Origin of the sequence: Halarchaeum sp. CBA1220 (assembly GCF_003721175.2) — an archaeon.
GTDB classification, from domain to species: Archaea; Halobacteriota; Halobacteria; order Halobacteriales; family Halobacteriaceae; genus Halarchaeum; species Halarchaeum grantii.
This window is the reverse complement of sequence record NZ_CP054707.1, coordinates 1,569,844-1,591,864: the sequence shown is the minus strand read 5'-3', so window position 1 is coordinate 1,591,864 and position 22,021 is coordinate 1,569,844. Positions and strand designations below refer to the sequence as shown.

Genomic DNA, 22,021 nt, shown 5'->3' with positions numbered 1-22,021 from the left:
TCAGAGCGGCTTCGCCATCTCGACGTGCGGGATGCCGGCCTCCTCGAACGTCTCGCCGATTACCTCGTAGCCGCGCGCCTCGTAGAACCCGACGACGGGCGTCTGCGCGTGGAGGACGGCGCGCTCGTAGCCGGCCTCGCGGGCGTCGGTTTCGACGGCGTCCATCAGGTGTGCGCCCCATCCCTCGCCGCGGTGCGACTCGCGGACGGCGACGCGCTCGACCTTGACCGTCTCGTCGTCGTGCTCGCGGTAGCGCGCGGCACCCACCGGGTTCCCGTCGACGTACGCGACGTAATGCGTGGCGTCCGCCTCGTGCTCGTCGACCTCGACGTCCTCGGGGACGCCCTGCTCGTCGACGAAGACGGCGTAGCGGACGTCGAGCGCGTCCGCGCGTTCGGCGTCGTCCTCGACGCGGGTGACTCCGTGCATGGTGTCGGGAAGCCGTCCCGGCCGGAAAGCGCTGTCTCCTCGCGGGCGGACGCAGAAAGGGACTTACGACGGCGAGCGCCACAGGGGACGTATGGACACTGAGGCGCTGGCGTCCGTGCTCGAAGGCGAGGGGTTCTCGCCGTATCAGGCCCGCGCGTACGTCGCGCTCCTCGAACTCGGCTCCACGTCGGCGAGCGCGCTCGCGGACGCCAGCGACGTCCCCCAGCCCCGCATCTACGACGTCGTCCGGTCGCTCGAGGACGAGGGCTACGTCGAGACGTACGAGCGCGAGCACCTCCACGTGCGCGTCCCCTCCCCGGAGGCCGTCGTCTCCACGCTCCGCGAGCGCGTCGAGGACCTCCGTGCGGCCGCGACGGAGGTCGAGAACCGGTGGACGCGCCCGGAGCCACGCACCCACGAGGTGTCGGTGGTGTCGCGCTTCTCGACCCTGCGCAATCGCGCAGAGGCGTTCGTCGGGAGCGCCGAGCACCGCGTCCAGCTCTCCGTGACGCCCGCGCAGTTCCGCAACCTGCGCGCCGCGCTCGCGGGCGCTCACGAGCGCGGCGTCGCGGTCCAGCTGTCGATTCACTCCTGTCCCCGCGACGCCGCCACCGACCTCCCGCTCGAGTCGGTGGCGACGGAGGCGCGCTGGCGCGAGCGCGAAGCGCCCTTCCTCGCGATCATCGACCAGCACCGCGTCTGCTACGCCGAGCACGTCGGCTCGCCGCGCGAGTACGGCGTCGTCGTGAACGACCGGACGCACGCCGCCGTCTTCGTCTGGTACTACTTGAGCACGCTCTGGGAGCTCTGGGAGCCGCTGCTCGAGGCCGACCGCGGGTACCCGCGGACGTACGTGGACGTCCGGCGCGCTGCCCACGAGTTCGCCCCGCACCTGCAGGCCGGCGAGGACGTTCTCGTGCACGTCGAGGGCCACCGCGTCGAGACGGGCGAGTACTGCGAGTTCGCGGGGCGCGTCGTCGACATCGCCTACGAGGGCCGCGACGACGAGGACGACGGGCCGCGCTCGCTCCAGAGCCTCGCGGGGCAGGCCTCGCTCGTCGTGGAGACGGACGAGGGGGAGGTGACGGTCGGCGGGTTCGGCGCGGTTATCGAGGACGTCTCCGCCGAGCGCGTCGTCGTCGAGGACGTCGTCTGAGTCGCGGCTCCGGCCTCGCGGCGAACAGTTATGTCGGTTCGGGAACTCCCACTAGGTGTTCGGAATGACTGATGTCGACAGTGCCGACGGGACGCTCGGGGAGTGCCCGCAGTGTGGTGCGCGCATCCCGGAGAGCGCGGTGCTCATCGAGTACGAGGACGGCGACGGGACGGCGGCCTACGCCGACTGCCCGGAGTGCAGCGACGTCGTGAAACCCGAGTGAGGTCGGGCGGACCCACAACTGTTTGTGGCGGCCACGCCAACCGGGGAGTGAATGCCCTCGCGCACGCTCCTCTCCGTCTTCGTGGTGACGCTCCTCCTCGCGCCCGTCGCGTCGGCGCTCGCCGCGCCCGCGGCGGCGACGGCGTCCGCACCCGCATCGGCCGCGCCGGCCGCCCACGACGCCCCGGCGGAGAACGCGACCATCGGCTACTTCGACGGCTACTGGTACGACTCGAACATCACGGTGACTCAGGACGACGGGCTGAACGCGAGCGAGACGCACGCGTACGTCCGGCGGACGATGGCGCGCGTCGAGCACGTCCGCCAGCACAACTTCGAGGAAGCGGTGCCGGTCGACGTCATCTCGCGCGCGGCCTATCAGGCGAACCAGTCGAGCGGCGGGAGCGACAGCGCGTACAGCCGGTGGAACCAGCAGGTCTGGGAGGCCGCGCTGATAATCGGCTCGGACACGAACCTCTCGGCGGCGACGCAGTCCTACTACTCGAACAACGTCCTCGGCTACTACTCGCCCTCGAGCGACGCGATCAAGATCGTCGTCCCGGACGGGAAGAACGCCCACATCGAGTACGCCACGCTCGCACACGAGCTCCAGCACGCCCTCCAGGACCAGCAGTACGACCTGACGAAGGCGAAGTACGGCGGCGAGACGCAGGACGCGCAGCTCGCGACGTCGGGGCTCGTCGAGGGCGAGGCGCGCTACGTCGAGTCGCGCTACGAGGAGAACTGCGCGAGCGGCGAGTGGGACTGCGTCGCGGGGCCGAGTTCGAGCGGCGATGAGGGTTCGAGCAGCGACGGGGGCTCGGAGTCGTCCTCGGAGTCCACGTCGGCGAGTCCGCCGCGCAGCCTCCAGTTCACGCTCTACTTCCCGTACGCGAGCGGGCCGGGCTACGTCGCCGACCTCGTCGAGCGCGGCGGCTGGGCGGCCGTAGACGACGCGTGGGAGCGCCCGCCGAACACCACGACGGAGGTGATTCACGGGACGGCGCCCGAGCGGACGGCCGTCTCCGTGGACCGCGACGCGGCGACGAACGGCTGGGAGACGTACCCGGAGCAGGGCGTGAACGGGACGGACACGCTCGGCGAGGCGTCGGCGTTCGTCGGCCTCTGGTGGCAGAGCTACGAGTACGGCGCGGGCGCGGTCCCGCAGCGCGCGATTCAGGGCGACGGGGAGTACCGCACGCTCCGGTACAGCGCGGCGGCGACGACGGGATGGTCGGGCGACGCGGTCCTCCCCTACCGGAAGAACGCGAAGAACGGCTTCGTCTGGAAGACGGCGTGGAACACGAGCGCGGACGCGAGCGCGTTCGCGGACGCCTACGTGCTCTCGCTGAAGGCGCACAACGCGACGAAGCGAAACGGCACGTGGGTCGTCCCCGAGGATGACGGCTATCGGGGTGCGTACCGCGTCGTGCAGGACGGCGAGACGGTGACGGTCGTGAACGGCCCGGACGTCGAGGCGGTGACCGCCATCCGGCCGTCGCTCGCGGGCGTGGACAGCCCGAGTCCGACGACGTCGAGCGGCGTTCCGGGCGTCGGCGTCCTCGGTGCCGGCCTCGCGCTCCTCCTCGCGGGCGTCGCCCTCGCGCGACGGGGCTAGCGCTCGAGGGGGAGGCGCGTCGCGTTCGGGTTGTTCCTCGTCCGCTCGTCGACCAGCGGGAACCGCGTGAGGTAGCCGTCGCGGAAGGTCTCGACGATGCGCCGCGAGCGCTCGGTGCCGTCGCGGGCGGCGTCGTGGGCGGCCCGGAGGCCGTCGCGGTCGGCGAGCGGGAGCATGCTGACGGTCGTCCCCTCGGGGGTGACGTCGAGGAGGAGGCCGGCCTGCGGGAACGAGCAGACGGCGGGCGCGAGGAGTTCGCGGACCCGCCCGGCGGTGCCGACGGTGGGCCAGTGGGCGTGCCCGGAGACGGCGAGCGGGACGTCGTGGTCGGCGAGGACGTCCGCGAGGTTGTGGTGGCAGACGACGACGGCCTCGCCGATGGTCGGGAGGACGGCGTCGAGCCACGCGAGCTGGTCGTCGGTGACGCGGCCGTGCGAGCCGTCCTCGACGGCGCTCGCGGTGTCGAGGCCGACGACGTGGACGGAGCCGACGCGCCGGACGTAGGGGAGGACGCCGGGCGTGTAGCGCTCGCGGAAGGCGTGGACGCTCGGGGCGTCCCGGTAGGTCTTGGGGACGTCGTGGTTCCCGGGGACGCAGAGGACGGGTCCGTCGAAGGTCGCGAACGCCGCGTCGACGGCGTCGAAGGAGTCGGGGCGGCCGTCGCGGGTGAGGTCGCCGGCGACGAGGACGGCGTCCGCGCCGAGGCGGCCGGCGTCGTCGAGCGCGGTCCGCAACCTGTCGAGGGCGTGCTCGTGGCACTTCCACGAGCCGGATTCGCGCGCGGCGTCGGCGTGCACGTCCGCGAGGACGGCGAGCGTCGTCTCCGGGCCGGCGGGTCGGGCGAGGCGTGCGAGGACGGGGCCGGGACGCGGCGTCACGGCGACCACCGGTCGTGGCGCGGGCGCTCGGGTGTGGGCATGGGCGCGCGTAAACGTGGGCGCGCCACCGCCTTATTCCTGTCTACGAACGGATACGTTCGGGTACGGAGCCGTCCGTAGCACCCGTGAGTCTCACGGGAGGACGCGCCAGCCGTCGAGCGTGGGCCGCGTCGTGGCCGACGGCGTCGGCGTCCGCGAGGACGGCGAGCGGCGCCTTCGGGCCTCCGGAGTCGGGGAGGGGGTGGGTAGCTGCGCGAAACCCTTAACCGCTTTGGTATGGTATAACGTAACAGTATCGGTTCCCGGCCGGACCCCCTGCCTCCGCCCCCGTTCACACGCACCGCGCCCCGAACGGGACGGCGGCGCGCAGGAAGTGTGTGACGGTAACACACCGCGATGGCCGTGGGCCGATATCCGAGACACATCATGACCGGCGACACCACCACCCTCGACGCGCTCTCCGAGCGGTACCGGCAATCGATACCGGACGACCTCCGCGAGACCCACGACTACGGGTGGTACTTAGAGCTCGTGCGCGAGGACCCGAGGGTCACCCGCAACGCCCACCAGCGACTCGCGGACATGTTCGACCACTACGGCACGCGCTACGACGAGTCGCGCGGCCTCGTCGAGTACGCGCTCGCCACCGAGGACCCGCTCGGCGACGGCGCGAACACCTTCTACGGTCGCGAGATCCACGAGGCGATCCACGAGTTCGTCAATAAGGTCAAGTCCGGTTCGCGCGGCCTCGGCCCCGAGAAACGCATCCTCCTCCTCCTCGGGCCCGTCGGCTCCGGGAAGTCCGACTTCGACAAGCAGGTGCGCCGGTATCTCGAGGACTACACCCTCGGCGACGCCGGCCGGCTGTACACCTTCCGTTGGACCGGCCTCTGCGACGTCATCCCCGACCAGGACCCCGGCGACGACGTCGTCCGCTCGCCGATGAACCAGGACCCCCTGACCCTCCTCCCGCAGGACCAACGCGACGCCGTCCTCGAGGAGGTGAACGAGGCGCTCGCGGAGCCCTACACCGTCCGCAACGAGCAGTCCCTCGACCCCGAGAGCGAGTTCTACATGGACCGCCTGCTCGAGGAGTACGACGACGACCTCGCGAGCGTGCTCCGCGAACACGTCGAGGTCGTCCGCCTCGTCGCCGACGAGAACAAGCGCCAGTGCATCGAGACCTTCGAGCCGAAGGACAAGAAGAACCAGGACGAAACCGAACTGACCGGCGACGTCGACTACTCGAAGCTCGCCGTCTACGGCGAGAGCGACCCGCGCGCGTTCGACTACTCCGGGGCCTTTTGCAACGCGAATCGCGGCCTCTTCAGCGGCGAGGAGCTGTTGAAACTCCAGCGCGAGTTCCTCTACGACTTCCTGCACGCCACGCAGGAGCAGACGATCAAGCCGAAGAACAACCCCCGCATCGACATCGACCAGGTCATCGTCGGGCGCACGAACATGCCCGAGTACCGCGAGAAGAAGGGCGACGAGAAGATGGAGGCGTTCAACGACCGCACCAAGCGCGTCGACTTCCCGTACGTCCTCGAGTACGAGGAGGAGGCGAAGATCTACTCGAAGCTCCTCCGCAACGCGGACGTCCCGGACGTCCACGTCGAACCCCACACCCTCGAGATGGCGGGTCTCTTCGGCGTCCTCACGCGCATCGCCGAACCCGACACCGGCGCGGTCGACATCGTCTCGAAGGCGAAGGCCTACAACGGCGAGACGGACGACCTCGAGGACGCGGACGCGAAGAAACTCCGCGAGGAGGGCGACGACGCAACCGACCTCGGCGAGGGGATGGACGGCGTCAGCGCGCGCTTCATCGGCGACGAGATCGCCGAGGCCATCATGGAGTCCACGCATCGCGGGCGGGCGTACCTCTCCCCGCTCCTCGTCTTCACCCACTTCGAGGCACACCTCCCCGGCCACGGGTCCATCGGCGAGGAGGAGGTCGAGCGCTACCAGCGCTACCTCGAACTCGTGCGCGAGGAGTACAAGGACCGCGCCATCGAGGACGTCCGGCACGCGCTCGCCTACGACGTCGACGAGATCCGCCAGCAGGGCGAGAAGTACATGGACCACGTGATGGCGTACATCGACGACGACACCGTCGAGGACGACCTCACCGGCCGACCAGTCGACCCGGACGAGACGTTCCTGCGCGCCGTCGAGGAGCAACTCGACGTCCCCGAGGACAGGAAGGACGACTTCCGCCAGGAGGTGTCGAACTGGGTCTCCCGGCGGGCCCGCGAGGGCGCGGCCTTCGACCCGCAGGACAACGACCGCCTGCGTCGCGCCCTCGAGCGCAAGCTCTGGGCGGACAAGAAGCACAACATCAACTTCTCCGCGCTCGTCTCCGCGAACGACCTCGGCGAGGAGCGCTCCGGGTGGGTCGACGCCCTCCGCGACAGGGGCTACTCCCGCGAGGGCGCGCTCGAAGTGCTGGAGTTCGCCGGCGCCGAAGTCGCGAAGTCCGAGCTGGAGGGCGCGTGAGTGGGATGAGCGACTACGTCGCGGCGGCGGACCGCGAACTCGACGCGGCGCTCGACGAGCCGATGACGCTCGGCGAGTACGCCGACCACGTCGTCGAGCACCCGCTCGCCGCCGCACACGCCCCGAAGTACCTCCTCGCGGCCATCGAATCTCGGGGTACCCGGACGGTCGTCGAGGAGGGCGAGGAGCGGGTTCGATACCGGTTCTTCGACGACCCCGCGAGCGACGGCGAGCACGCCGTCCTCGGGAACACGGACGTCCTGAACGGCTTCGTCGCCGACCTGCGCGCCGTCGCGGCGGGCCGCGCGAAGACCGAGAAGATCTGCTGGTTCAGCGGCCCGACGGCGACCGGGAAGTCCGAGTTCAAGCGCTGTCTCGTCGACGGCCTCCGCGCGTTCTCGCGGACCCCCGCAGGCCGACGCTACACGCTCGAGTGGAACGTCGCGGGGACGAGCGGGAGCGACCCGATGACGTACGGCGACGGCGCGCCCGAGCGCGACGCGAACTGGGAGGAGTCGCCCGTGCAGGTGAACCCGCTCGCCGCCTTCCCGCCGGCCGTCCGCGAGCGCGTCCTCGACGACGCCGCCGCGAACGACGACGGCGACGCGGTCCCGTCGCGCGTCGAGGCCGACCTCGACCCGTTCAGCCGCGAGGCCTACGACTACCTCGCCGACCGCTACCGCGAGCGCGCCCACGACGACCTGTTCAGTCGCGTCACGGACGCCGCGCACTGCCGCGTGACGAACTACGTGATGGACGTCGGACGCGGTATCGGCGTCCTGCACGCCGAGGACGCCGGCAGCCCCAAAGAACGCCTCGTCGGCTCGTGGATGCCCGAGATGCTCTCCCGCCTCGACAGCAGGGGGCGCAAGAACCCGCAGGCGTTCAGCTACGACGGCGTCCTCAGTCAGGGCAACGGCGGCGTCACCGTCGTCGAGGACGCGAGCCAGCACGCCGACCTCCTGCGCAAGCTCCTGAACGTCCCCGACGAGCGCGCCGTGAAACTCGACAAGGGCATCGGAATGGACGTCGACACCCAGCTGCTCGTCATCTCCAACCCCGACCTCGAGGCGCAGCTCGACCAGCACGCCGAGCGCTCGCAGGCCGACCCGCTGAAGGCGCTGAAGCGCCGCCTCGACCGCCACGAGTTCGGCTACCTCACGAACTACAGCCTCGAGACGCAGCTCCTGCGCCGCGAACTCCTCGGCGAGACCGACGTCTGGGACGACGCCGAGCGCGAGCGGGTGGAGGCGCGCGTCGCCGCCGGCGCGACGGTGCCGGTTCGACGCGACCCGGGCGAACCCGCCGAGACCGTCGAACTCGCCCCGCACGCGCTGGAGGCGGCGGCGATGTACAGCGTCGTGACGCGCCTCGACGCCGAGGCGCTCCCGCCGAGCCTCGACCTCGTGGACGTGGCCGTCCTCTACGACCGTGGTTTCCTCCGCGAGGGCGACGAGGAGCGCACCCGCGAGGACTACGACGTCGGCGGCGGCCGCGACGGCGAGGCCGGCATCCCCGTGACGTACACGCGGGACGCCCTCGCCGAGCTGCTCGCCGACCCGCCCGAGCGCCACCACGCCGAGGTGGACGTCTCGGGCGTGCTGACGCCGGACGACGTGCTGGACGCGATGGCGTCCGGCCTCGCTGACGCCCCGGTCTTCTCGACGGCGGAGGCGACCGAGTACGAGGGGCGCGTCGTGCTCGCGAAGGACTACGCGTTCGCCGCACAGGAGGACGACGTCATCGAGGCGCTGACGCACGACGTCACCGTCGACGAGGACACGGTCGCCGAGTACGTCGAGCACGTCTACGCGTGGGCGACCGACGGCACCGTCGAGACGCCGCGCGGCGCCGAGGCGCCCGACCCGCTCCTGCTGAAGGTGTTCGAAACCGAGCACCTCGGGCGCTTCGGGGAGGGAGACTACGACGGCACCGACGCGCTCGCGGCCGTCGCGGAGTTCCGCACCGACAAGGTCGTCACCGCGCTGAACCGCCACGCGTGGGAGCGCCGCGACGAGGGCTTCCACGCGGGCGACGTCGACCTCGCGGAGATTCCCGCCGTCACGGCAGTGCTCGATGCGACCGACTGGGAGGACGTCCGGCGGCGCTACCCCGCGCTCGACCCCGCGCAGTGGGCGGACCCGCCCGAGGAGACGCGCACGGCCGAGCTGAAGGCGAAGGCCCTCACCTACCTCGTCGACGAACGCGGCTACACGCGCGCGTCGGCGGAGTTGGCGAGCACCGCCGTGATGGAGGGGGTGAGTCACCGATGGGGCTGAGGGACGACCTCGAGCGCTACCGCGAGGTCGGCGAGCGCGCCCGCGAGGACCTCGCCGAGTTCGTGCAGTACGGCGACCTCGGCCCCTCCGGCCCAGACTCGGTGAGCGTCCCGGTGAAACTCGTCGACCTCCCGGAGTTCGCGTACGACCCCCGCGACCAGGGCGGCGTCGGGCAGGCGGAGGGCGGCCAGCCCCAGCCCGGCCAGCCCGTCGGCGAGCCAGAGCCCGCGCAGGGCGACGGCGACGACCCCGGCGACGGCGACGACCCCGGCGAGGGCCACGCCGAGCACGAGTACTACGAGATGGACCCCGAGGAGTTCGCCGAGGCGCTCGACGACGAGCTCGGCCTCGATCTCGAGCCGAAGGGGAAGACGGTGCGCGAGCGCACCACCGGCGACTTCACCGACGTCGCGCGCAACGGCCCGAAGGGGACGCTCGACTTCGAGCGCCTCTTCAAGCAGGGCCTCAAGCGCACGCTCGCGACCGACTTCGACGAGGCGTACGTCGCGGAGGCGCTGCGCGTCGCCGGATGGGGCGTCGACGACACCTTCCGCTGGGCGCGCGCGCAGTCCATCCCCGTGTCGCGGGCGTGGCTCGAACGCCGCGCCGCCGACGTCGCGGAGCCCGAGCGCTGGGACTCCATCGAGGCGATGGAGGCCGCCTGCGAGATGGAGTCGACGGCCGCGCGCGTCCGCCGCGAGGGCGTGCAGGACGTCGCGTTCCGCCGCGACGACGAGCGCTATCGCCACCCCGAGGTCGTCGAGGAGAAGCGCAAGAGCGTCGTCGTCGTGAACGTCCGCGACGTCTCCGGGTCGATGCGCGAGGAGAAACGCGAGCTCGTCGAGCGCGTCCTCACGCCGCTCGACTGGTACCTCTCCGGGAAGTACGACGAGGCCGTCTTCCTCTACGTCACGCACGACGCCGACGCGTGGGAGGTCGAGCGCGCCGAGTTCTTCGGCCTCCAGTCCGGCGGCGGCACCCGCATCTCGGCGGGCTACGAGCTCGCCGCCGACCTCCTCGAGGAGTACCCCTTCGCGGAGTGGAACCGCTACGTCTTCGCGGCGGGCGACGGCGAGAACAGCCACAACGACAGCGAGGAGCGCGTCCTCCCCCTCATGGAGGAGATCGACGCGAACCTCCACGCCTACGTCGAGGTCCAGCCCGGGACGGCCGGGCGGAGCCACCACGGCGACGTCGTCGCGGACGCCTTCGAGGGCTCCGACGACGTCGCCGTCGCACGCGTCAACGACAACGACGACGTCCTCGACGCCATCGAGACGATCCTCACCACCGAGACCGAGGCGAACCAATGACGACCGACACCGACAGACGCGACAAGCAACGCATCGCCGCCGGGTTAGCGGACGTCGCCCGCGACGCCCGCGCGCTCGCCGAGAAACTCGGCCTCGAGCCCTACGACGTGAACTACTGGATCGTCGACCACGACGAGATGAACGAGCTCATCGCGTACGGGGGCTTCCAGACGCGCTACCCGCACTGGCGCTGGGGGATGCAGTACGACCGCCAGCAGAAGCAGAGCCGGTACCTCGGCGGGAAGGCCTTCGAAATCGTGAACAACGACGACCCGGCGGCGGCGTTCCTCCAGGAGTCGAACGCGCTCGCCGACCAGAAGGCCGTCATCACGCACGTCGAGGCGCACGCGGACTTCTTCGCGAACAACCAGTGGTTCGGCCTCTACGCCGACGACCCGGACGCCGCCGCGACGCTCGAGCGCCACGCCGACCTCATCGAGGGCCACATGAGCGACCCCGAGGTCGACCGGCGCGACGTGGAGGCGTTCGTCGACAGCGTGCTCTGCCTCACCGACGTCATCGACCAGCACCGGCCGTACACGGACGCCCTCCCCGAGGCCGACGAGTCCCGCACCGACATCGAGGCGCGCCTCGACGACATCGGCCTCTCCGAGGACGTCACGCGGCAGGTGTTCGACGACGACTGGCTCGACGCGCACGCCGAGGACGCGTCGACCGATACCGAGCCCGCCGCGGACCTCCTCGCGTTCCTCGCGCGCCACGGGAAGGCCCACGACTCGGAGTCGGGGAAGGCCGTCGAGTACGCGGACTGGCAGCGCGACGTCCTCGAGGCCCTGCGACGCGAAGCCTACTACTTCGCCCCGCAGAAGCTCACGAAGGTGATGAACGAGGGCTGGGCGGCGTACTGGGAGTCGATGATGATGGGCGAGGAGGCGTTCGCCGGGACTGACGAGTTCGTCGACTACGCCGACCACCAGTCGCGCGTGCTGAACTCGCCGGGGCTGAACCCATACGCGCTCGGCAAGGCGCTCTGGGAGTACGTCGAGAACACCGCGAACCGCCGCGAGGTCGTCGAGCGCCTGCTGCGCGTCGAGGGGGTGACGTGGCGGACCTTCCACGACGCCGTCGACTTCGAGGCGGTGCAGGCGGCGCTCGAACCGCCCGAGGCGCTCGACGCCGTCGACCCCGCCGACCTCGACGCGCTCGGCGGCCTCCCCGACGCGTACGTCGACCGCGAGGCGCTCGCGCGAGCGACGGCCGGCGAACTCGACGTCGCGGCACACCCGTGGAAGCTCTTCACGGACGCGGGCCTCGCGCGCCGACACTACTCGCTCGCAAAGCCCCAGTACCGTGGCTTCCTCCGCGCCGTGTCGCGAGCGGAGTTGGAGCAGACGGCGCGCTACCTCTTCGAGACGGACCGGTACGCGTCCGTCGCCGAGGCGCTCGCCGACGTCGACTTTAGTGCGGGCTGGGACCGGATGCGCGCCGTCCGCGAGAGCCACAACGACGTGACGTTCATCGACGAGTTCCTCACGCAGGAGTTCGTGGACGCGAACGGCTACTTCGCCTACGAGTTCTCGCGCTCGACCGGCCGGTATCACGCGACGTCGACGGACGCAGACGCGGTGAAGAAGAAGCTCCTCCTCCAGTTCGCGAACTTCGGGAAGCCCACGGTCGTCGCGCTCGACGCGAACCACCGCAACCGTGGCGAGCTCCTCCTCGGCCACCGCTACAACGGCGTCGCGCTCGACCTCCCGCAGGCGAAAGACGTGCTGGTGCGCGTCTTCGACCTCTGGGGGCGCCCGGTCGCACTACGCACCATCGTGACGGAGGTGTCGGAGCGCGAGCTCGAGCGGGCGCGACGGCAGGGCGTCGAACCCGACCCGGAGGAGGTCGGCCTCGAAATCCGCTACGACGGGACGGAGTTCACCGAAGTCGAGCTCGACGACGCGGACGTCGCGTCCCTGCAGGCGGACGCCGTCGACTACGACACGACGCCCGAGGGGTGGCTCGCGTAGCGTCCCCATGGTAGCGCGACTCGCGGAACCCTTATCCCTCACACCCACCTAAGATGTGTTGTAATGGCAAGCGGTAAGGTTGACTTCTTCAACGACACGGGCGGTTACGGATTCATCGAGACTGACGACGCGGACGAGGACGTCTTCTTCCACATGGAGGACGTCGGCGGCCCCGACCTCGAAGAGGGTCAGGAGGTCGAGTTCGACATCGAGGAGGCCGAGAAGGGCCCCCGCGCGACGAACGTCACGCGCCTTTAAGTAGACGACTCAGCGCCCTCGCGGCGCACCCGACATTTCTTTCGACGCTACCCGGTGAGCGACCGCTCACGCGAGCGCGTGACGCGCGCCGAGGACCAGTCCGAGGACGCCGCCACAGAGCGCCACGCCACCGAGGGCGACGAGCGACGCGACCCCGGCCCACCACGCGAGCGCGCTCGCGCCGACGCCGAACAGGAGGCCGACGAGCGTCCCGGCCGCGAGGAGCGGCGTCGTCGCCCGTTCGAGACCCGCCGCCCATCCCGCCACCGGAACGAGGACGGCACCGAGCACCAGCCCCACTCCGACGCCGAGCGCGGCCGCCACCCCGGCGTCGGACACCGGACTGCCCGTGACGGCCGTCACGACGGCGACCGACAGGCCGAGGAGCGCGCCGAGCGCGAAACCGAAACCCATGGACCGCGACGCGGAGAGTGACACGCTCGTCGGTGCTCGCGCCCGCCGAATAAAGCCACCCGGAACCGCCCCGCTCTTCTTCGTCGGGTACGTCCAGACGCGTATGTCGATGGACTCACTCCCGTCCCGCCCGCTCACCATCGCGGAGGGCCGGGCGCTCCACCGAAGCGACGCCTTCCGGATGGTCGCGCCCGCGAGCGCGCACACCGCCCGCGACGCGGACGAACGCCTCGTCTCCGCGCTCGTCCTCGTGCGCGACGGCGTCGTCCACGGCGTCGGCTTCGACCTCAACGCCGACGAGTGGACGGTCGTCTACCGCGAGCGCTTCGAGGGGATCGAGGACGCCGAAGACCACGCGCAGGCCGCGAACGAAGCCCTGCAGGAGTGGGCGGGGCACGAGGACCGCGAGTTCGAGCGCGTCGAGGAGTCCGGCGTCGAAGCCGAGGCCGGCGAGAGCGAGCGCGCCCGCGCGCTCTTCGAGCGCTACCGCGCCGCGACGGCCGAGTAGCTTTTTCACCACGCGCGCCCGAGCGACCGATATGACGCGCTACCTCCTCGCCACCGACTCCGTGCACACGACCGCTGCGGCCTGCGACTACCTCCAGGGACGCCTCACGAGCGACGACGTCGTCCGCGTCGTCGGCGTCAGCGAGGGCGGGTCGCGAGATGCTCACGAATCGCCGAGCGAGTCGGTAGCCACCCAGAACGCACCGCGCTCCGGTGATGCGGGCGACGCCGTGAACGTCGCCGTCGCGCGCCTCGCCGTGCCCACCGTCGAAACCGCAGTCCGCGAGGGCGACCCGCTCGCGGAACTCCGCGACGAACTCGACGCCGGCGACGTCGACGAACTCGTCCTCGGCGCCCACCACCCCGGGTCGGGCGCGGAAGGCGGACTCGGGAGCACCGCCGCCGGCCTCGTCGGGCACGTCGACGTCCCCTGCGTCGTCCTGCCGCCCGTCGGCCTCGAGTAGCGCCCGGCCCGTAGCCGGGGCGACACGCAGGCGGCCGATGCGTGGACGCCGCGCGCGACGACGCGTCGCCACACAACGGCTATCCGGTTCGGCCCACGGGACAGGAGACACCGGAGGTACCGAGCGGCGGTGCTCTCGCCGTCGCTCGCGGGTCGGTCCTCCCCGCTCGCAGTATCGCGGCGCGCTCGCTCGCGCTCGGTAACAGGTGACTCCCTATCGGTCGTCGCCGCCTTCCTCGAAGTCGAGCGCGCACGAGTTGATGCAGAAGCGCTTGCCCGTCTCGGTGGGGCCGTCGTCGAAGACGTGTCCGAGGTGGCCGCCACAGTCGGCGCAGACGACTTCGGTGCGCACCATCCCGTGGCTCGTGTCGCGGCGGAGCTCGACTGCGCCCTCGACGGCGTCGTCGAAGCTCGGCCACCCCGACCCCTCGGAGTCGAACTTCGTCTCCGAGTCGAAGAGCACGGCGCCACAGCCCGCACACCGATACGTGCCGTCGTCGTCCTTCCCGATGAACTCGCCGGTGAACTTCGCCTCGGTGCCCTGCTCGCGGAGGACGCGGTACTCCTCGTCGGTGAGCACCTCGCGCCACTCCGCGTCCGTCTCCGGGAGGTCGCTCGTCTCGGTGTCGCTCATACCCTCAGAAAGGCACGCGGCGCGTATAGGCGTGGCGTCGCGTCACTCGCGGAGGCGCTCGCGCCAGCGCGGCACCGCGCGCCGGTAGAGCACGACGCCGACGGCACCGAGCAGGAGGCCGACGAGCGCGAGGCCGGTCGCGGGGAGCGCGCCGAGCGGCGCGGCGACGAAGCCGACGACGAGGACGGGGACCAGCGGGACGACGACGGCGAGCGTGAACGTCGCGAACAGCACCGTGTCGAAGAGGAACTCGTTGGGCTGGAAGCCCGCGAGCGCCACCGTCAGCCCGAACAGGTACGCCTGGAGGCCGACGAGGAGGACGAGCCCGCAGAGCGCGTCGAGGACGGCCGCGTCCTGCCAGATGACGGCCCCGGCGTAGAAGGCGACGCCGACGGGCACGCCGAGGACGGCGAACGCGCGGGCCTTCGCGCGGAAGACGTCGCCCGCGTCGATGGGGAACTGCGCGTACGTCTCGAGGCTGTCGAACTGCGTGAGCCAGTTGTAGGTCGTGAACGCCGTCAGCCCGAGGATGGAGCCGAACGCGACGCCCGGGAGGACGGGGAGGCCGACGAGGCCGCTCGCGAGGTCGACGAGAAAGGCGCTCACCGCGAAGAGGACGCCCGCAGAGAAGAGCACCTTCCAGTAGCCGCCCGCCGAGCGCTCCACGTCCAGCATCGTCTTCACGAACACCGGGTCGTCCCACGCGGGCATCCGCCGCCGCCACGCGCGGAAGCCGTTCCCGACCGTCCGCGCCGGTGGCTCGTACTCGGAGTCGTAGGTGACGGCGGCGACGCCCGCGAGCAGGAGGGGCGGGAGGGCCGCGAGCGCGACGCTGCGGACGCCGGGCGCGACGAACACCGCGTACGGCGTCGCGTCGCCGACCGGGGAGCCGGCGAGGAACGCCGCGACGACGCCGGCGGCGCCGACGAGCGCGAGCGCCTTTCCGGGACGCCCGCGCGACGCCAGCGAGACGGCCGCGAGCGTGCCGAGGAGGCCGAGGACGAACGTCCACGTGAGCGTCACCCAGAGGAGCGGGAGCGAGGCGAGCGGGAGGAGCGGCGCGCACGCGACGCTGATCGGCAACAAGAAGAGCACCGCGTAGTAGGCGGCGTCCTTCACGAGGAACGCCCCGAGGAGGAGGCGCTCGCTCACCGGGAGCGTGTGCGCGCTGAAGACGACGAGCGTCACGTCCCCGAGGAGGTTGCGCATCGCGTCCTGCCCGACGAGGCCCACCGTCCCGGTCTGGAGGCCGAAGAGGAGGACGAGCACGTGCACGCCCGCGACCACCGCCCCCGCGTCGGTCCCGGTCGTCCCGAGCGCCCACGTCGTCAGCGCGCCCGCGAGCGCGAGGAAGACGGGGAAGGCCGCGAAGCGCCGCCCGCCGAAGAGCTCGCTGTGCAGGCGCCACTCCTCGCGGAACATCGCCGCGAGCACCGTTCGCGCCGTGCTCATCGGTCCTGTGCTCCCCCCGAACCCGTCGGGCCGTCGACCGACGCCGCGCCGTCGCCGACCTCGCGGAGGAAGACGTCGAGGAGGCGCTCGCCCTCGCCCAACTCGGCGGGGCGGCGCGTCGCCACGAGGTCGCCCTCGCGGACGATTCCCACGCGGTCGCAGAGCTCGGCGGCGACGTCGATGTCGTGCGTCGAGAGGAAGACCGTGTTGCCGTCGTCGCGATAGGACTCGAGGAAGCGCTTGACGGTCTCCTGGACAATCGGGTCGAGGTTGACGAGCGGTTCGTCGATGAAGACGAGGTCGGGGTCGTGGAGGAACGCGCCAGTGATCATCACCTTCTGCTGTTGGCCGCGCGAGAGGTCGGTGTTCAGCGTGTCGAGCTTCTCGCGAAAGGAGAGCCGCTCCGCCCACGTCTCGACGCGCTCGGAGAGGGCGTCGTCGTCGATTCCCCGGACGCTCGCGACGAAGTCGAAGTACTCGCGCGGCGTCATGAAGCTCGGCGGCGACTCCTGCTCCGGGAGGACGCCGATGCGCTCGCGCACCCCGACCGGGTCCTCGACCGGGTCGACGCCGAGGACGGACGCCGACCCCGCGTCCGGGCGGAGCTGGCCGGTGAGGATGCGGATGGTGGTGCTCTTGCCCGCGCCGTTCGGCCCGAGCAGCGCGAAGAGCTCGCCCGACGGGACGTCGAGCGTCAACCCGGCGAGCGCCGTCAGGTCGCCGTAGGACTTGCGGAGGTCCGCCGTGACTATCGCGTTCACGTCACCCCCGTCGCGTGCCGCCGCCAAATAGCTCCGCGTCGCGACACGTCCCGAAGCGTGCCACCCGGGTTTTTGTCCGCCGCGCACACAGGGGCGCGTATGGCGATTCCCGGCCCCCTCGCGGTCGCTCGGCGGCTCTCCGGCGCGCTCGTCGGACGACCGCGTGCGGCGCTCCACCCCTATCTGCACGAGTCGTACTCGGAGGACCCGACGCTCTTCGAGGAGGCGTTGACTATCGCGAGCGGTGCGGGATCGTTCGCCCTCCTCTCGCTCTGCGCGGTCGTCGCCCTCGGGGCCGTCGCGTGCTACGCGCTCTGCTACCCCGTCCTCGTCGGCCTCGCTCGCCTCGCGGGCGCGCTCCGGACGCGCGTCGGGCGCTGACTCACGAGCGCTCGCCCGCGTCCTCGACCGCGTCCGCCGCGAGCGTCGCCATCGCGCGCCGGACGCGCTCGGAGGCCGCCTGTCGCGAGACGCCGAGGTCGTCCGCGATGTCCGCGAGCGACGCGTCGCGCGGCACCGCGAAGTAGCCCGCGTCGAGCGCCGTCGCCACCGTCTCGTACTGTTTCTCCGTCAGACCGTCCGCGTCGCCGTCCGCGTCGCCGTCCCGCTCCGAGTAGAGCCGGCGGACGGAGACGTCGACGCCGCGCTCGACGAGACGCGCGCGGAACGTGCGGAGCGCGTCCCGGTCCGGGAAGCGAATGCGGGTGTCGATGCCGTCGGACGTCGCGCGGGCGTCGAGGCGCGCCGCGCCGACCGCGACCGTCTCGCGGTAGAGGACGACCGGCGCGTCGGCCGCCACACAGACGCGATAGAGTCGGCGCTCGCCGAAGTCCTCGAGGCGCCGGACGTCGCCGACCGTCGCGTCGCCGCGTACCGCGCGCTCGAAGGCGTCGAGGTCACCGCCGCGTGCCCACACGAACAGCGCCGGGCGATCCGCATCGTCCGCCATCGCGGACTCCACCTCCAGCGCCGTCTCGGGTGACGCACGCAGCGCCGCGACGAGCGGCAGGTCCGGGCTCGAGAGCCGGAGTTCCGCGATGAGTGTCATCGCCGGCAGTACTATGTCGACGGACAAGAGTTCAGCGGTTGACACCGTGATTCGGGCGATCCGGGCCCGCTTCCAGGGTGCGCGCGCGAGTCGAGGTTCACCTTTTTACGGGTCGACGCTGAATCCGAGCACAGATGGATTCCGTTCGCGCCATGACGTACAATGTCCGCGTCGACACGCCCGAAGACGCTGCGAACGTCTGGCGCCACCGGCGTGACGCGGTCGCCTCGACCGTCCGCTATCACGCACCCGACGTCGTCGGCCTACAGGAGCCGCTCGCGGCGCAACTCGACGACCTCCGCGAGCGCCTCGAGGGCTACCGGTTCGTCGGTCAGTCCCGCGCCAGCGCGGAGGCCGCCGGCGAGTACGTGCCCGTCGGCTACCGCGCGGCGCGCTTCGAGGCCGTGGACTCGGAGACCTTCTGGCTCTCCGAGACGCCCGGTATCGAGGGGAGCGTCGGCTGGGACGCCACTCACCCGCGCGTCTGCACGCGCGCCACCCTTCGCGACCGCGAGAGCGGCGAGAGCGTCGTCGTCTTCTGCGTCCACCTCGACCACAAGGGCCGGGAGGCGCGAAAACGCGGTGCCGAACTCGTCCGCGAACGCGCCGTCGGCGTCGAGTCCGGGCGCGTCCTCGTTCTCGGCGACTTCAACTGCGAGGCCGGCGACCCGCCCCACGACCTGCTCGCGTCCTCCTTCGACGACGCGCGCGCCGTCACACCTCACGACCACGGCCCGAACACCTCGCGGACCGACTTTCGGGACCTCATCGCCGACTGGACGATCGACCACGTCTTCGTCGGCGACGACTGGACCGTCGAGAGTCGGGCCGCCTGCAGCGACCAGTACGACGACGGGCGCTACCCCTCCGATCACCTCCCCGTCGTCGTCGACCTCTCCTAACGTACATCCCGGCGGCGCTCCACTGTCCCGCGTATGCAGGAGTTCGACCTCGTCGTCATCGGCTCCGGTTCGGGCCTCGACGTCGCCGCCGTCGCCGCACAGCAGGGACAGGACGTCGCCGTCATCGAGGACGGCCCCGTCGGCGGGACCTGTCTCACACGTGGCTGTATCCCCTCGAAGATGCTCGTCCACCGCGCGGACGTGAAGGAGACCGTCGAGTCCGCCGACGAGTTCGGCATCGACGCGCGCGTCCACGACGTCGACTTCGCCGGCATGGTCGCCGAGGTGAACGGCCACGTCGACGCCGACAGCGACTCCATCCGTCGCGGCCTCGAATCCGCACCCCAGTACACGCTCTTCGACGACACCGGCCGCTTCGTCGACGAGCGCACCCTCGACGTCGGCGACGCGACGGTTCGCGGCGGGAAGGTCGTCGTCGCCGCCGGCACCCGCCCCGCCGTTCCCGACGTCGACGGCCTCGAGGAGGTCGCGTACTGGACGAGCGCCGACGCCCTCCGCGCGAGCGACCCGCCCGAGGAGCTCGTTATCGTCGGTGGGGGCTACGTCGCCGCCGAACTCGCGCACTACTTCGGGACGTTCGGGAGCGACGTCAGCATCGTCGGGCGCGCCGACACGCTCCTCCCCGAGGAGGACCCCGCCGTCGCCGAACAGTTCACCGAGCGCTATCGGGAGCGCTTCGACGTCCACACGGGCTCCGAGGCGACGCGCGTCGAAGCCGACGGTAGCGGCGACTCGGTCGTCCTCCACGCCGAAGCCGATGATGGGGAACTCGCCGTCGCGGGCACCCGCCTCCTCGTCGCCACCGGCCGCGTCCCGAACGCCGACCGCCTGAACGTCGAGGCCGCCGGCATCGAGACCACCGACGACGGCTTCGTCGCGACGAACCGCTACCTCGAGACGAGCGCCCAGAACGTCTGGGCGCTCGGCGACATCGTCGGGCGCTACCTCTACAAGCACGCCGCGAACCACGAGGCGAGCACCGTCATCTCGAACGCCCTCCGCGACCAGCGCGACCCCGTCGACTACACCGCGATGCCCCACGCCGTCTTCGCCTCCCCGCAGGTCGCTGGCGTCGGCTACACCGAGGACGAACTCCGCGAGGAGAAGCGCGAGTACCGTCTGCGGCGCTACGACGTCGCGGACACCGCGATGGGCCTCGCGATGGGCGAGCCGCCCGGGTTCGTGAAGGTGCTCGCCGCCCCAGACGGCGACATCCTCGGCACGCACGTCGTCGGCCCGCACGCCTCACAGCTGATTCACGAGGTCTGCGTCGCGATGCGCGCCGGCACCGGCACCGTCGCCGACATCCGCAACACCGTCCACGTCCATCCCGCGCTCAACGAAGTCGTCCAGCGCGCGTTCGGCGGCCAGTTCAGCCGGCCCGAGTGACGTTCAGGCGCTCGACGGAGACGTGGAGGTAGGAGACCGACGCTGTCTGCGTGTCCACGTCGTTCAGCGCGGTCATCTCGTCCGCGAGCGCGTGGTCGTAGTGCAGGTAGCCGCCGTTCCCGAACCCCTCGACGTTCCCGACGAGCGCGCCGTAGACGTGGCCGTCACTGTGGACGGTTATCGTCGACCCGGTCTGTGAGCCGCCGCCCGCACCGTAGACGACGCCGGTGAAGAAGCCGGAGCTCCTGATGTCGACCGTCGAATCGGGAACGGTGTACAGCCAGAACCCGGGCGCGCGATGCGTCTCCTCGTTCGCCGTCTCGTTGTACGTCACGACGTGCCCGTCCGAGGAGATGTCGGTGTCACCGGTCGTGTAGACGTTCGCGCGGTTCTCGCCGACGACGCGGAGGTAGCCGTTGTTCCCGACGTCGATGTCGACGTCGTCCGGGTCGCCGTCGCCGGCCACGACGAGCGTGACGTCCCCGTTCGTCGTGTTCAGGGTGACGTCACCGCCATCGCGGACCTCTATCTCGTCGACGAGGTACGTCCCCGGGCCGAGCTCGCAGGTGTCGCTGATACAGGAGAGCGTCCCGTTACGGACGCTCGCCACGCTCGCTTCGTCGTTGTCGTTGCTCGCCGTCGCCTCCGTGATTGCCGTCTCGACGCGCCCCGCAGACGAGGGGTACTGTCGCGGGCGCAGGTCCGACGAGAGGGAGTACACCGGCGGTGCCGGGTAGTAGTCCGGGTGGTTGACCGCGGCGTCCGTGTATATCGCGCCCTTGATACTGCCGCTCCCCCAGTCCAGCGTCACCGACCCCTCCGAGAACAGGTTCCCGTTGAGCGTCGCCGTCTTCACGGTCACCGGACCGAACGACGTGACGTTCACCGGAACCCCCTCCGTCTCCGAGAGCGTGCCCGCGCTGGAGTTGTAGCCGTCGATGGTCGCGCTCTCTGAGAACGTCATCATCGTCCCGGCGGACCCGCTCACGATGCCGGACGTGATGCGGACCGGCGGAACGGGCGTCGTCAGCGTCATCGTCGTCGAGCGCGCGCTGTGGTTGACCGTCGCCGCACCGCCCGTCCGCGTCTCGAAGTACTGGTACCAGCCGCGGTAGTACGGCCCCGTCACGGTGACCTCGATGCGCTTCCCCTCGAGCGGGTTCGACCCGTTCGCGTTCGGGAAGGCGATCTCGGACGCGTCCGCCTTCTCGATGACGAACTCACCGTTGCCCGAGCCATCTCCCGAGACCGTGATTATCGGCAGGGTGAGCGTCTCGTTCTGGTAGTGGACTTCCGGCGGCGAGACGACGCGCCCGTCCCGCCAGACGCCGCCGCCCTGGTAGGCGACCGTTTCACCGCCGCGCTCGAAGACGACCGACCCGAGCGAGACGTTGACGAGCGTACGGGGCGTCGCGTTCCCCCCGCTGCGGTTCGCGGCCGTGACGACGAGCTGCCCGGAGTCGTCGTTCAAGCGCACGTTCCCGCTCGCACTCCCGAGGTTGGCGCGCTTGGTGTCCGAGGCCCCGAGCGCGACCTCGCTCGCCGCCGAGTCGAACTGCGAGAGCGCGTTCTCCGCCTGCTCGACCGCGACTCTATCCGTGGATTGAGAGATCGCCCCGTATCCGAGCGCGACCGTCGCACCGACGACGACGAGCGTGAACCCCAGAAGGAGCGCGACGCCCACGACGGACGCCTGGCCACGGGACCACCTCATATCGAACCCTAGGGTCGTCCACGGGGAAAACCGTCTCGGCCGAATCGACGCTCGAAACCGCGACCCGTCGGACGCGAGCCGTCGG

General features: G+C 71.0%; 21 protein-coding genes. 13 read left to right on the top strand and 8 right to left on the bottom strand.

Translation table 11 applies throughout. From position 1 onward, the window contains the following. Window positions 1–429 (bottom strand): GNAT family N-acetyltransferase, encoded by a 429-nt coding sequence (locus tag EFA46_RS08645; RefSeq protein WP_123076658.1) that lies wholly within the window; start codon window positions 427–429, stop codon window positions 1–3. A 91-nt stretch (window positions 430–520) separates the two neighbouring features. Here EFA46_RS08645 and EFA46_RS08640 point away from each other — a divergent pair, with 91 nt between their 5' ends. From EFA46_RS08640 to EFA46_RS08630, 3 genes are all read left to right on the top strand, one after another. Then, window positions 521–1,585 (top strand): TrmB family transcriptional regulator, encoded by a 1,065-nt coding sequence (locus tag EFA46_RS08640; RefSeq protein WP_158604260.1) that lies wholly within the window; start codon window positions 521–523, stop codon window positions 1,583–1,585. A 64-nt stretch (window positions 1,586–1,649) separates the two neighbouring features. Next, complete coding sequence (locus tag EFA46_RS08635; protein WP_176969852.1) at window positions 1,650–1,808, top strand: hypothetical protein; 159 nt, start codon at window positions 1,650–1,652, stop codon at window positions 1,806–1,808. A gap of 51 nt (window positions 1,809–1,859) precedes the next feature. After that, entirely contained in the window at window positions 1,860–3,425 is a 1,566-nt protein-coding gene (locus EFA46_RS08630; RefSeq protein WP_158604261.1) for an Hvo_1808 family surface protein, read from the top strand. Here the strand turns inward: EFA46_RS08630 and EFA46_RS08625 are convergent. Further along, window positions 3,422–4,303, bottom strand: a complete 882-nt coding sequence (locus tag EFA46_RS08625) for a metallophosphoesterase (RefSeq protein WP_255494053.1) — start codon at window positions 4,301–4,303, stop codon at window positions 3,422–3,424. The two genes, EFA46_RS08630 and EFA46_RS08625, sit on opposite strands and share 4 nt — an antisense overlap. 426 nt (window positions 4,304–4,729) lie before the next feature. Here EFA46_RS08625 and EFA46_RS08620 point away from each other — a divergent pair, with 426 nt between their 5' ends. The 5 genes from EFA46_RS08620 to EFA46_RS08600 all read left to right on the top strand — a co-directional run bounded on the left by EFA46_RS08620 (window position 4,730) and on the right by EFA46_RS08600 (window position 12,631). After that, window positions 4,730–6,802, top strand: a complete 2,073-nt coding sequence (locus EFA46_RS08620; protein ID WP_123076664.1) for a PrkA family serine protein kinase — start codon at window positions 4,730–4,732, stop codon at window positions 6,800–6,802. Window positions 6,803–6,807: 5 nt separating this feature from the next. Further along, entirely contained in the window at window positions 6,808–9,081 is a 2,274-nt protein-coding gene (locus EFA46_RS08615) for a kinase anchor protein (protein ID WP_176969851.1), read from the top strand. Beyond that, window positions 9,072–10,394 carry a DUF444 family protein gene (locus EFA46_RS08610; RefSeq protein WP_123076668.1) on the top strand — a complete coding sequence of 441 codons (1,323 nt, stop codon included), beginning with the start codon at window positions 9,072–9,074 and terminating at the stop codon, window positions 10,392–10,394. The genes EFA46_RS08615 and EFA46_RS08610 overlap by 10 nt, the downstream gene beginning before the upstream one ends. Beyond that, window positions 10,391–12,373 carry a SpoVR family protein gene (locus EFA46_RS08605; protein WP_123076670.1) on the top strand — a complete coding sequence of 661 codons (1,983 nt, stop codon included), beginning with the start codon at window positions 10,391–10,393 and terminating at the stop codon, window positions 12,371–12,373. Before EFA46_RS08610 ends, EFA46_RS08605 begins: the two co-directional genes overlap by 4 nt. 63 nt (window positions 12,374–12,436) lie before the next feature. Further along, the gene (locus tag EFA46_RS08600; RefSeq protein ID WP_123076672.1) at window positions 12,437–12,631 is read left to right on the top strand and encodes a cold-shock protein; all 195 of its coding nucleotides are present in this window, start codon (window positions 12,437–12,439) and stop codon (window positions 12,629–12,631) included. 66 nt (window positions 12,632–12,697) lie between these two features. Here EFA46_RS08600 and EFA46_RS08595 read toward each other — a convergent pair whose 3' ends face one another. Further along, window positions 12,698–13,045: a hypothetical protein gene (locus EFA46_RS08595; RefSeq protein WP_123076674.1), complete on the bottom strand. Its 348-nt coding sequence runs from the start codon at window positions 13,043–13,045 to the stop codon at window positions 12,698–12,700. Window positions 13,046–13,148: 103 nt separating this feature from the next. Here EFA46_RS08595 and EFA46_RS08590 point away from each other — a divergent pair, with 103 nt between their 5' ends. Both EFA46_RS08590 and EFA46_RS08585 read left to right on the top strand, forming a co-directional pair. Further along, window positions 13,149–13,553, top strand: a complete 405-nt coding sequence (locus EFA46_RS08590) for a hypothetical protein (RefSeq protein WP_148040677.1) — start codon at window positions 13,149–13,151, stop codon at window positions 13,551–13,553. Window positions 13,554–13,584: 31 nt separating this feature from the next. After that, window positions 13,585–14,016: a universal stress protein gene (locus EFA46_RS08585; protein ID WP_123076678.1), complete on the top strand. Its 432-nt coding sequence runs from the start codon at window positions 13,585–13,587 to the stop codon at window positions 14,014–14,016. Window positions 14,017–14,229: 213 nt separating this feature from the next. On the opposite strand, the gene msrB is transcribed toward EFA46_RS08585, so the two are convergent. From msrB to EFA46_RS08570, 3 genes are read right to left on the bottom strand one after another with little or no spacing between them, the layout of a single operon-like run. After that, window positions 14,230–14,649, bottom strand: coding sequence for a peptide-methionine (R)-S-oxide reductase MsrB (msrB, locus tag EFA46_RS08580; RefSeq protein ID WP_123076680.1), 420 nt, complete (start codon window positions 14,647–14,649; stop codon window positions 14,230–14,232). A 42-nt stretch (window positions 14,650–14,691) separates the two neighbouring features. Then, window positions 14,692–16,101, bottom strand: coding sequence for a hypothetical protein (locus EFA46_RS08575; protein ID WP_123076682.1), 1,410 nt, complete (start codon window positions 16,099–16,101; stop codon window positions 14,692–14,694). Then, window positions 16,098–16,862 carry an ABC transporter ATP-binding protein gene (locus tag EFA46_RS08570; protein WP_123076684.1) on the bottom strand — a complete coding sequence of 255 codons (765 nt, stop codon included), beginning with the start codon at window positions 16,860–16,862 and terminating at the stop codon, window positions 16,098–16,100. Before EFA46_RS08570 ends, EFA46_RS08575 begins: the two co-directional genes overlap by 4 nt. A 99-nt stretch (window positions 16,863–16,961) precedes the next feature. Between EFA46_RS08570 and EFA46_RS08565 the strand changes: the two genes are divergently transcribed. Further along, window positions 16,962–17,243, top strand: a complete 282-nt coding sequence (locus tag EFA46_RS08565; protein ID WP_123076686.1) for a hypothetical protein — start codon at window positions 16,962–16,964, stop codon at window positions 17,241–17,243. Window position 17,244: 1 nt separating this feature from the next. Here EFA46_RS08565 and EFA46_RS08560 read toward each other — a convergent pair whose 3' ends face one another. Then, window positions 17,245–17,910 carry a helix-turn-helix domain-containing protein gene (locus tag EFA46_RS08560; protein ID WP_123076688.1) on the bottom strand — a complete coding sequence of 222 codons (666 nt, stop codon included), beginning with the start codon at window positions 17,908–17,910 and terminating at the stop codon, window positions 17,245–17,247. Between the two features lie 134 nt (window positions 17,911–18,044). On the opposite strand from EFA46_RS08560, the gene EFA46_RS08555 reads away from it, so the two are divergent. Further along, complete coding sequence (locus EFA46_RS08555) at window positions 18,045–18,812, top strand: endonuclease/exonuclease/phosphatase family protein (RefSeq protein ID WP_255494052.1); 768 nt, start codon at window positions 18,045–18,047, stop codon at window positions 18,810–18,812. A 33-nt stretch (window positions 18,813–18,845) separates the two neighbouring features. After that, window positions 18,846–20,222 (top strand): NAD(P)/FAD-dependent oxidoreductase, encoded by a 1,377-nt coding sequence (locus EFA46_RS08550; protein ID WP_123076690.1) that lies wholly within the window; start codon window positions 18,846–18,848, stop codon window positions 20,220–20,222. On the opposite strand, the gene EFA46_RS08545 is transcribed toward EFA46_RS08550, so the two are convergent. Beyond that, a complete protein-coding gene (locus EFA46_RS08545) occupies window positions 20,206–21,936 on the bottom strand; it encodes a hypothetical protein (RefSeq protein ID WP_123076692.1) in 1,731 nt (576 codons plus the stop codon). The genes EFA46_RS08550 and EFA46_RS08545 overlap by 17 nt on opposite strands. Between the last annotated feature and the right edge of the window lie 85 nt (window positions 21,937–22,021).

What these genes read in the sequence shown, in the direction of transcription:
- EFA46_RS08645 (WP_123076658.1), bottom strand. Translation starts at nt 429, where the DNA reads ATGCACGGAGTCACCCGCGTCGAGGACGACGCCGAACGCGCGGACGCG.
- EFA46_RS08640 (WP_158604260.1), top strand. Translation starts at nt 521, where the DNA reads ATGGACACTGAGGCGCTGGCGTCCGTGCTCGAAGGCGAGGGGTTCTCG.
- EFA46_RS08635 (WP_176969852.1), top strand. Translation starts at nt 1,650, where the DNA reads ATGACTGATGTCGACAGTGCCGACGGGACGCTCGGGGAGTGCCCGCAG.
- EFA46_RS08630 (WP_158604261.1), top strand. Translation starts at nt 1,860, where the DNA reads ATGCCCTCGCGCACGCTCCTCTCCGTCTTCGTGGTGACGCTCCTCCTC.
- EFA46_RS08620 (WP_123076664.1), top strand. Translation starts at nt 4,730, where the DNA reads ATGACCGGCGACACCACCACCCTCGACGCGCTCTCCGAGCGGTACCGG.
- EFA46_RS08615 (WP_176969851.1), top strand. Translation starts at nt 6,808, where the DNA reads ATGAGCGACTACGTCGCGGCGGCGGACCGCGAACTCGACGCGGCGCTC.
- EFA46_RS08610 (WP_123076668.1), top strand. Translation starts at nt 9,072, where the DNA reads ATGGGGCTGAGGGACGACCTCGAGCGCTACCGCGAGGTCGGCGAGCGC.
- EFA46_RS08605 (WP_123076670.1), top strand. Translation starts at nt 10,391, where the DNA reads ATGACGACCGACACCGACAGACGCGACAAGCAACGCATCGCCGCCGGG.
- EFA46_RS08600 (WP_123076672.1), top strand. Translation starts at nt 12,437, where the DNA reads ATGGCAAGCGGTAAGGTTGACTTCTTCAACGACACGGGCGGTTACGGA.
- EFA46_RS08595 (WP_123076674.1), bottom strand. Translation starts at nt 13,045, where the DNA reads ATGGGTTTCGGTTTCGCGCTCGGCGCGCTCCTCGGCCTGTCGGTCGCC.
- EFA46_RS08590 (WP_148040677.1), top strand. Translation starts at nt 13,149, where the DNA reads ATGTCGATGGACTCACTCCCGTCCCGCCCGCTCACCATCGCGGAGGGC.
- EFA46_RS08585 (WP_123076678.1), top strand. Translation starts at nt 13,585, where the DNA reads ATGACGCGCTACCTCCTCGCCACCGACTCCGTGCACACGACCGCTGCG.
- msrB (WP_123076680.1), bottom strand. Translation starts at nt 14,649, where the DNA reads ATGAGCGACACCGAGACGAGCGACCTCCCGGAGACGGACGCGGAGTGG.
- EFA46_RS08575 (WP_123076682.1), bottom strand. Translation starts at nt 16,101, where the DNA reads ATGAGCACGGCGCGAACGGTGCTCGCGGCGATGTTCCGCGAGGAGTGG.
- EFA46_RS08565 (WP_123076686.1), top strand. Translation starts at nt 16,962, where the DNA reads ATGGCGATTCCCGGCCCCCTCGCGGTCGCTCGGCGGCTCTCCGGCGCG.
- EFA46_RS08560 (WP_123076688.1), bottom strand. Translation starts at nt 17,910, where the DNA reads ATGACACTCATCGCGGAACTCCGGCTCTCGAGCCCGGACCTGCCGCTC.
- EFA46_RS08555 (WP_255494052.1), top strand. Translation starts at nt 18,045, where the DNA reads ATGGATTCCGTTCGCGCCATGACGTACAATGTCCGCGTCGACACGCCC.
- EFA46_RS08550 (WP_123076690.1), top strand. Translation starts at nt 18,846, where the DNA reads ATGCAGGAGTTCGACCTCGTCGTCATCGGCTCCGGTTCGGGCCTCGAC.
- EFA46_RS08545 (WP_123076692.1), bottom strand. Translation starts at nt 21,936, where the DNA reads ATGAGGTGGTCCCGTGGCCAGGCGTCCGTCGTGGGCGTCGCGCTCCTT.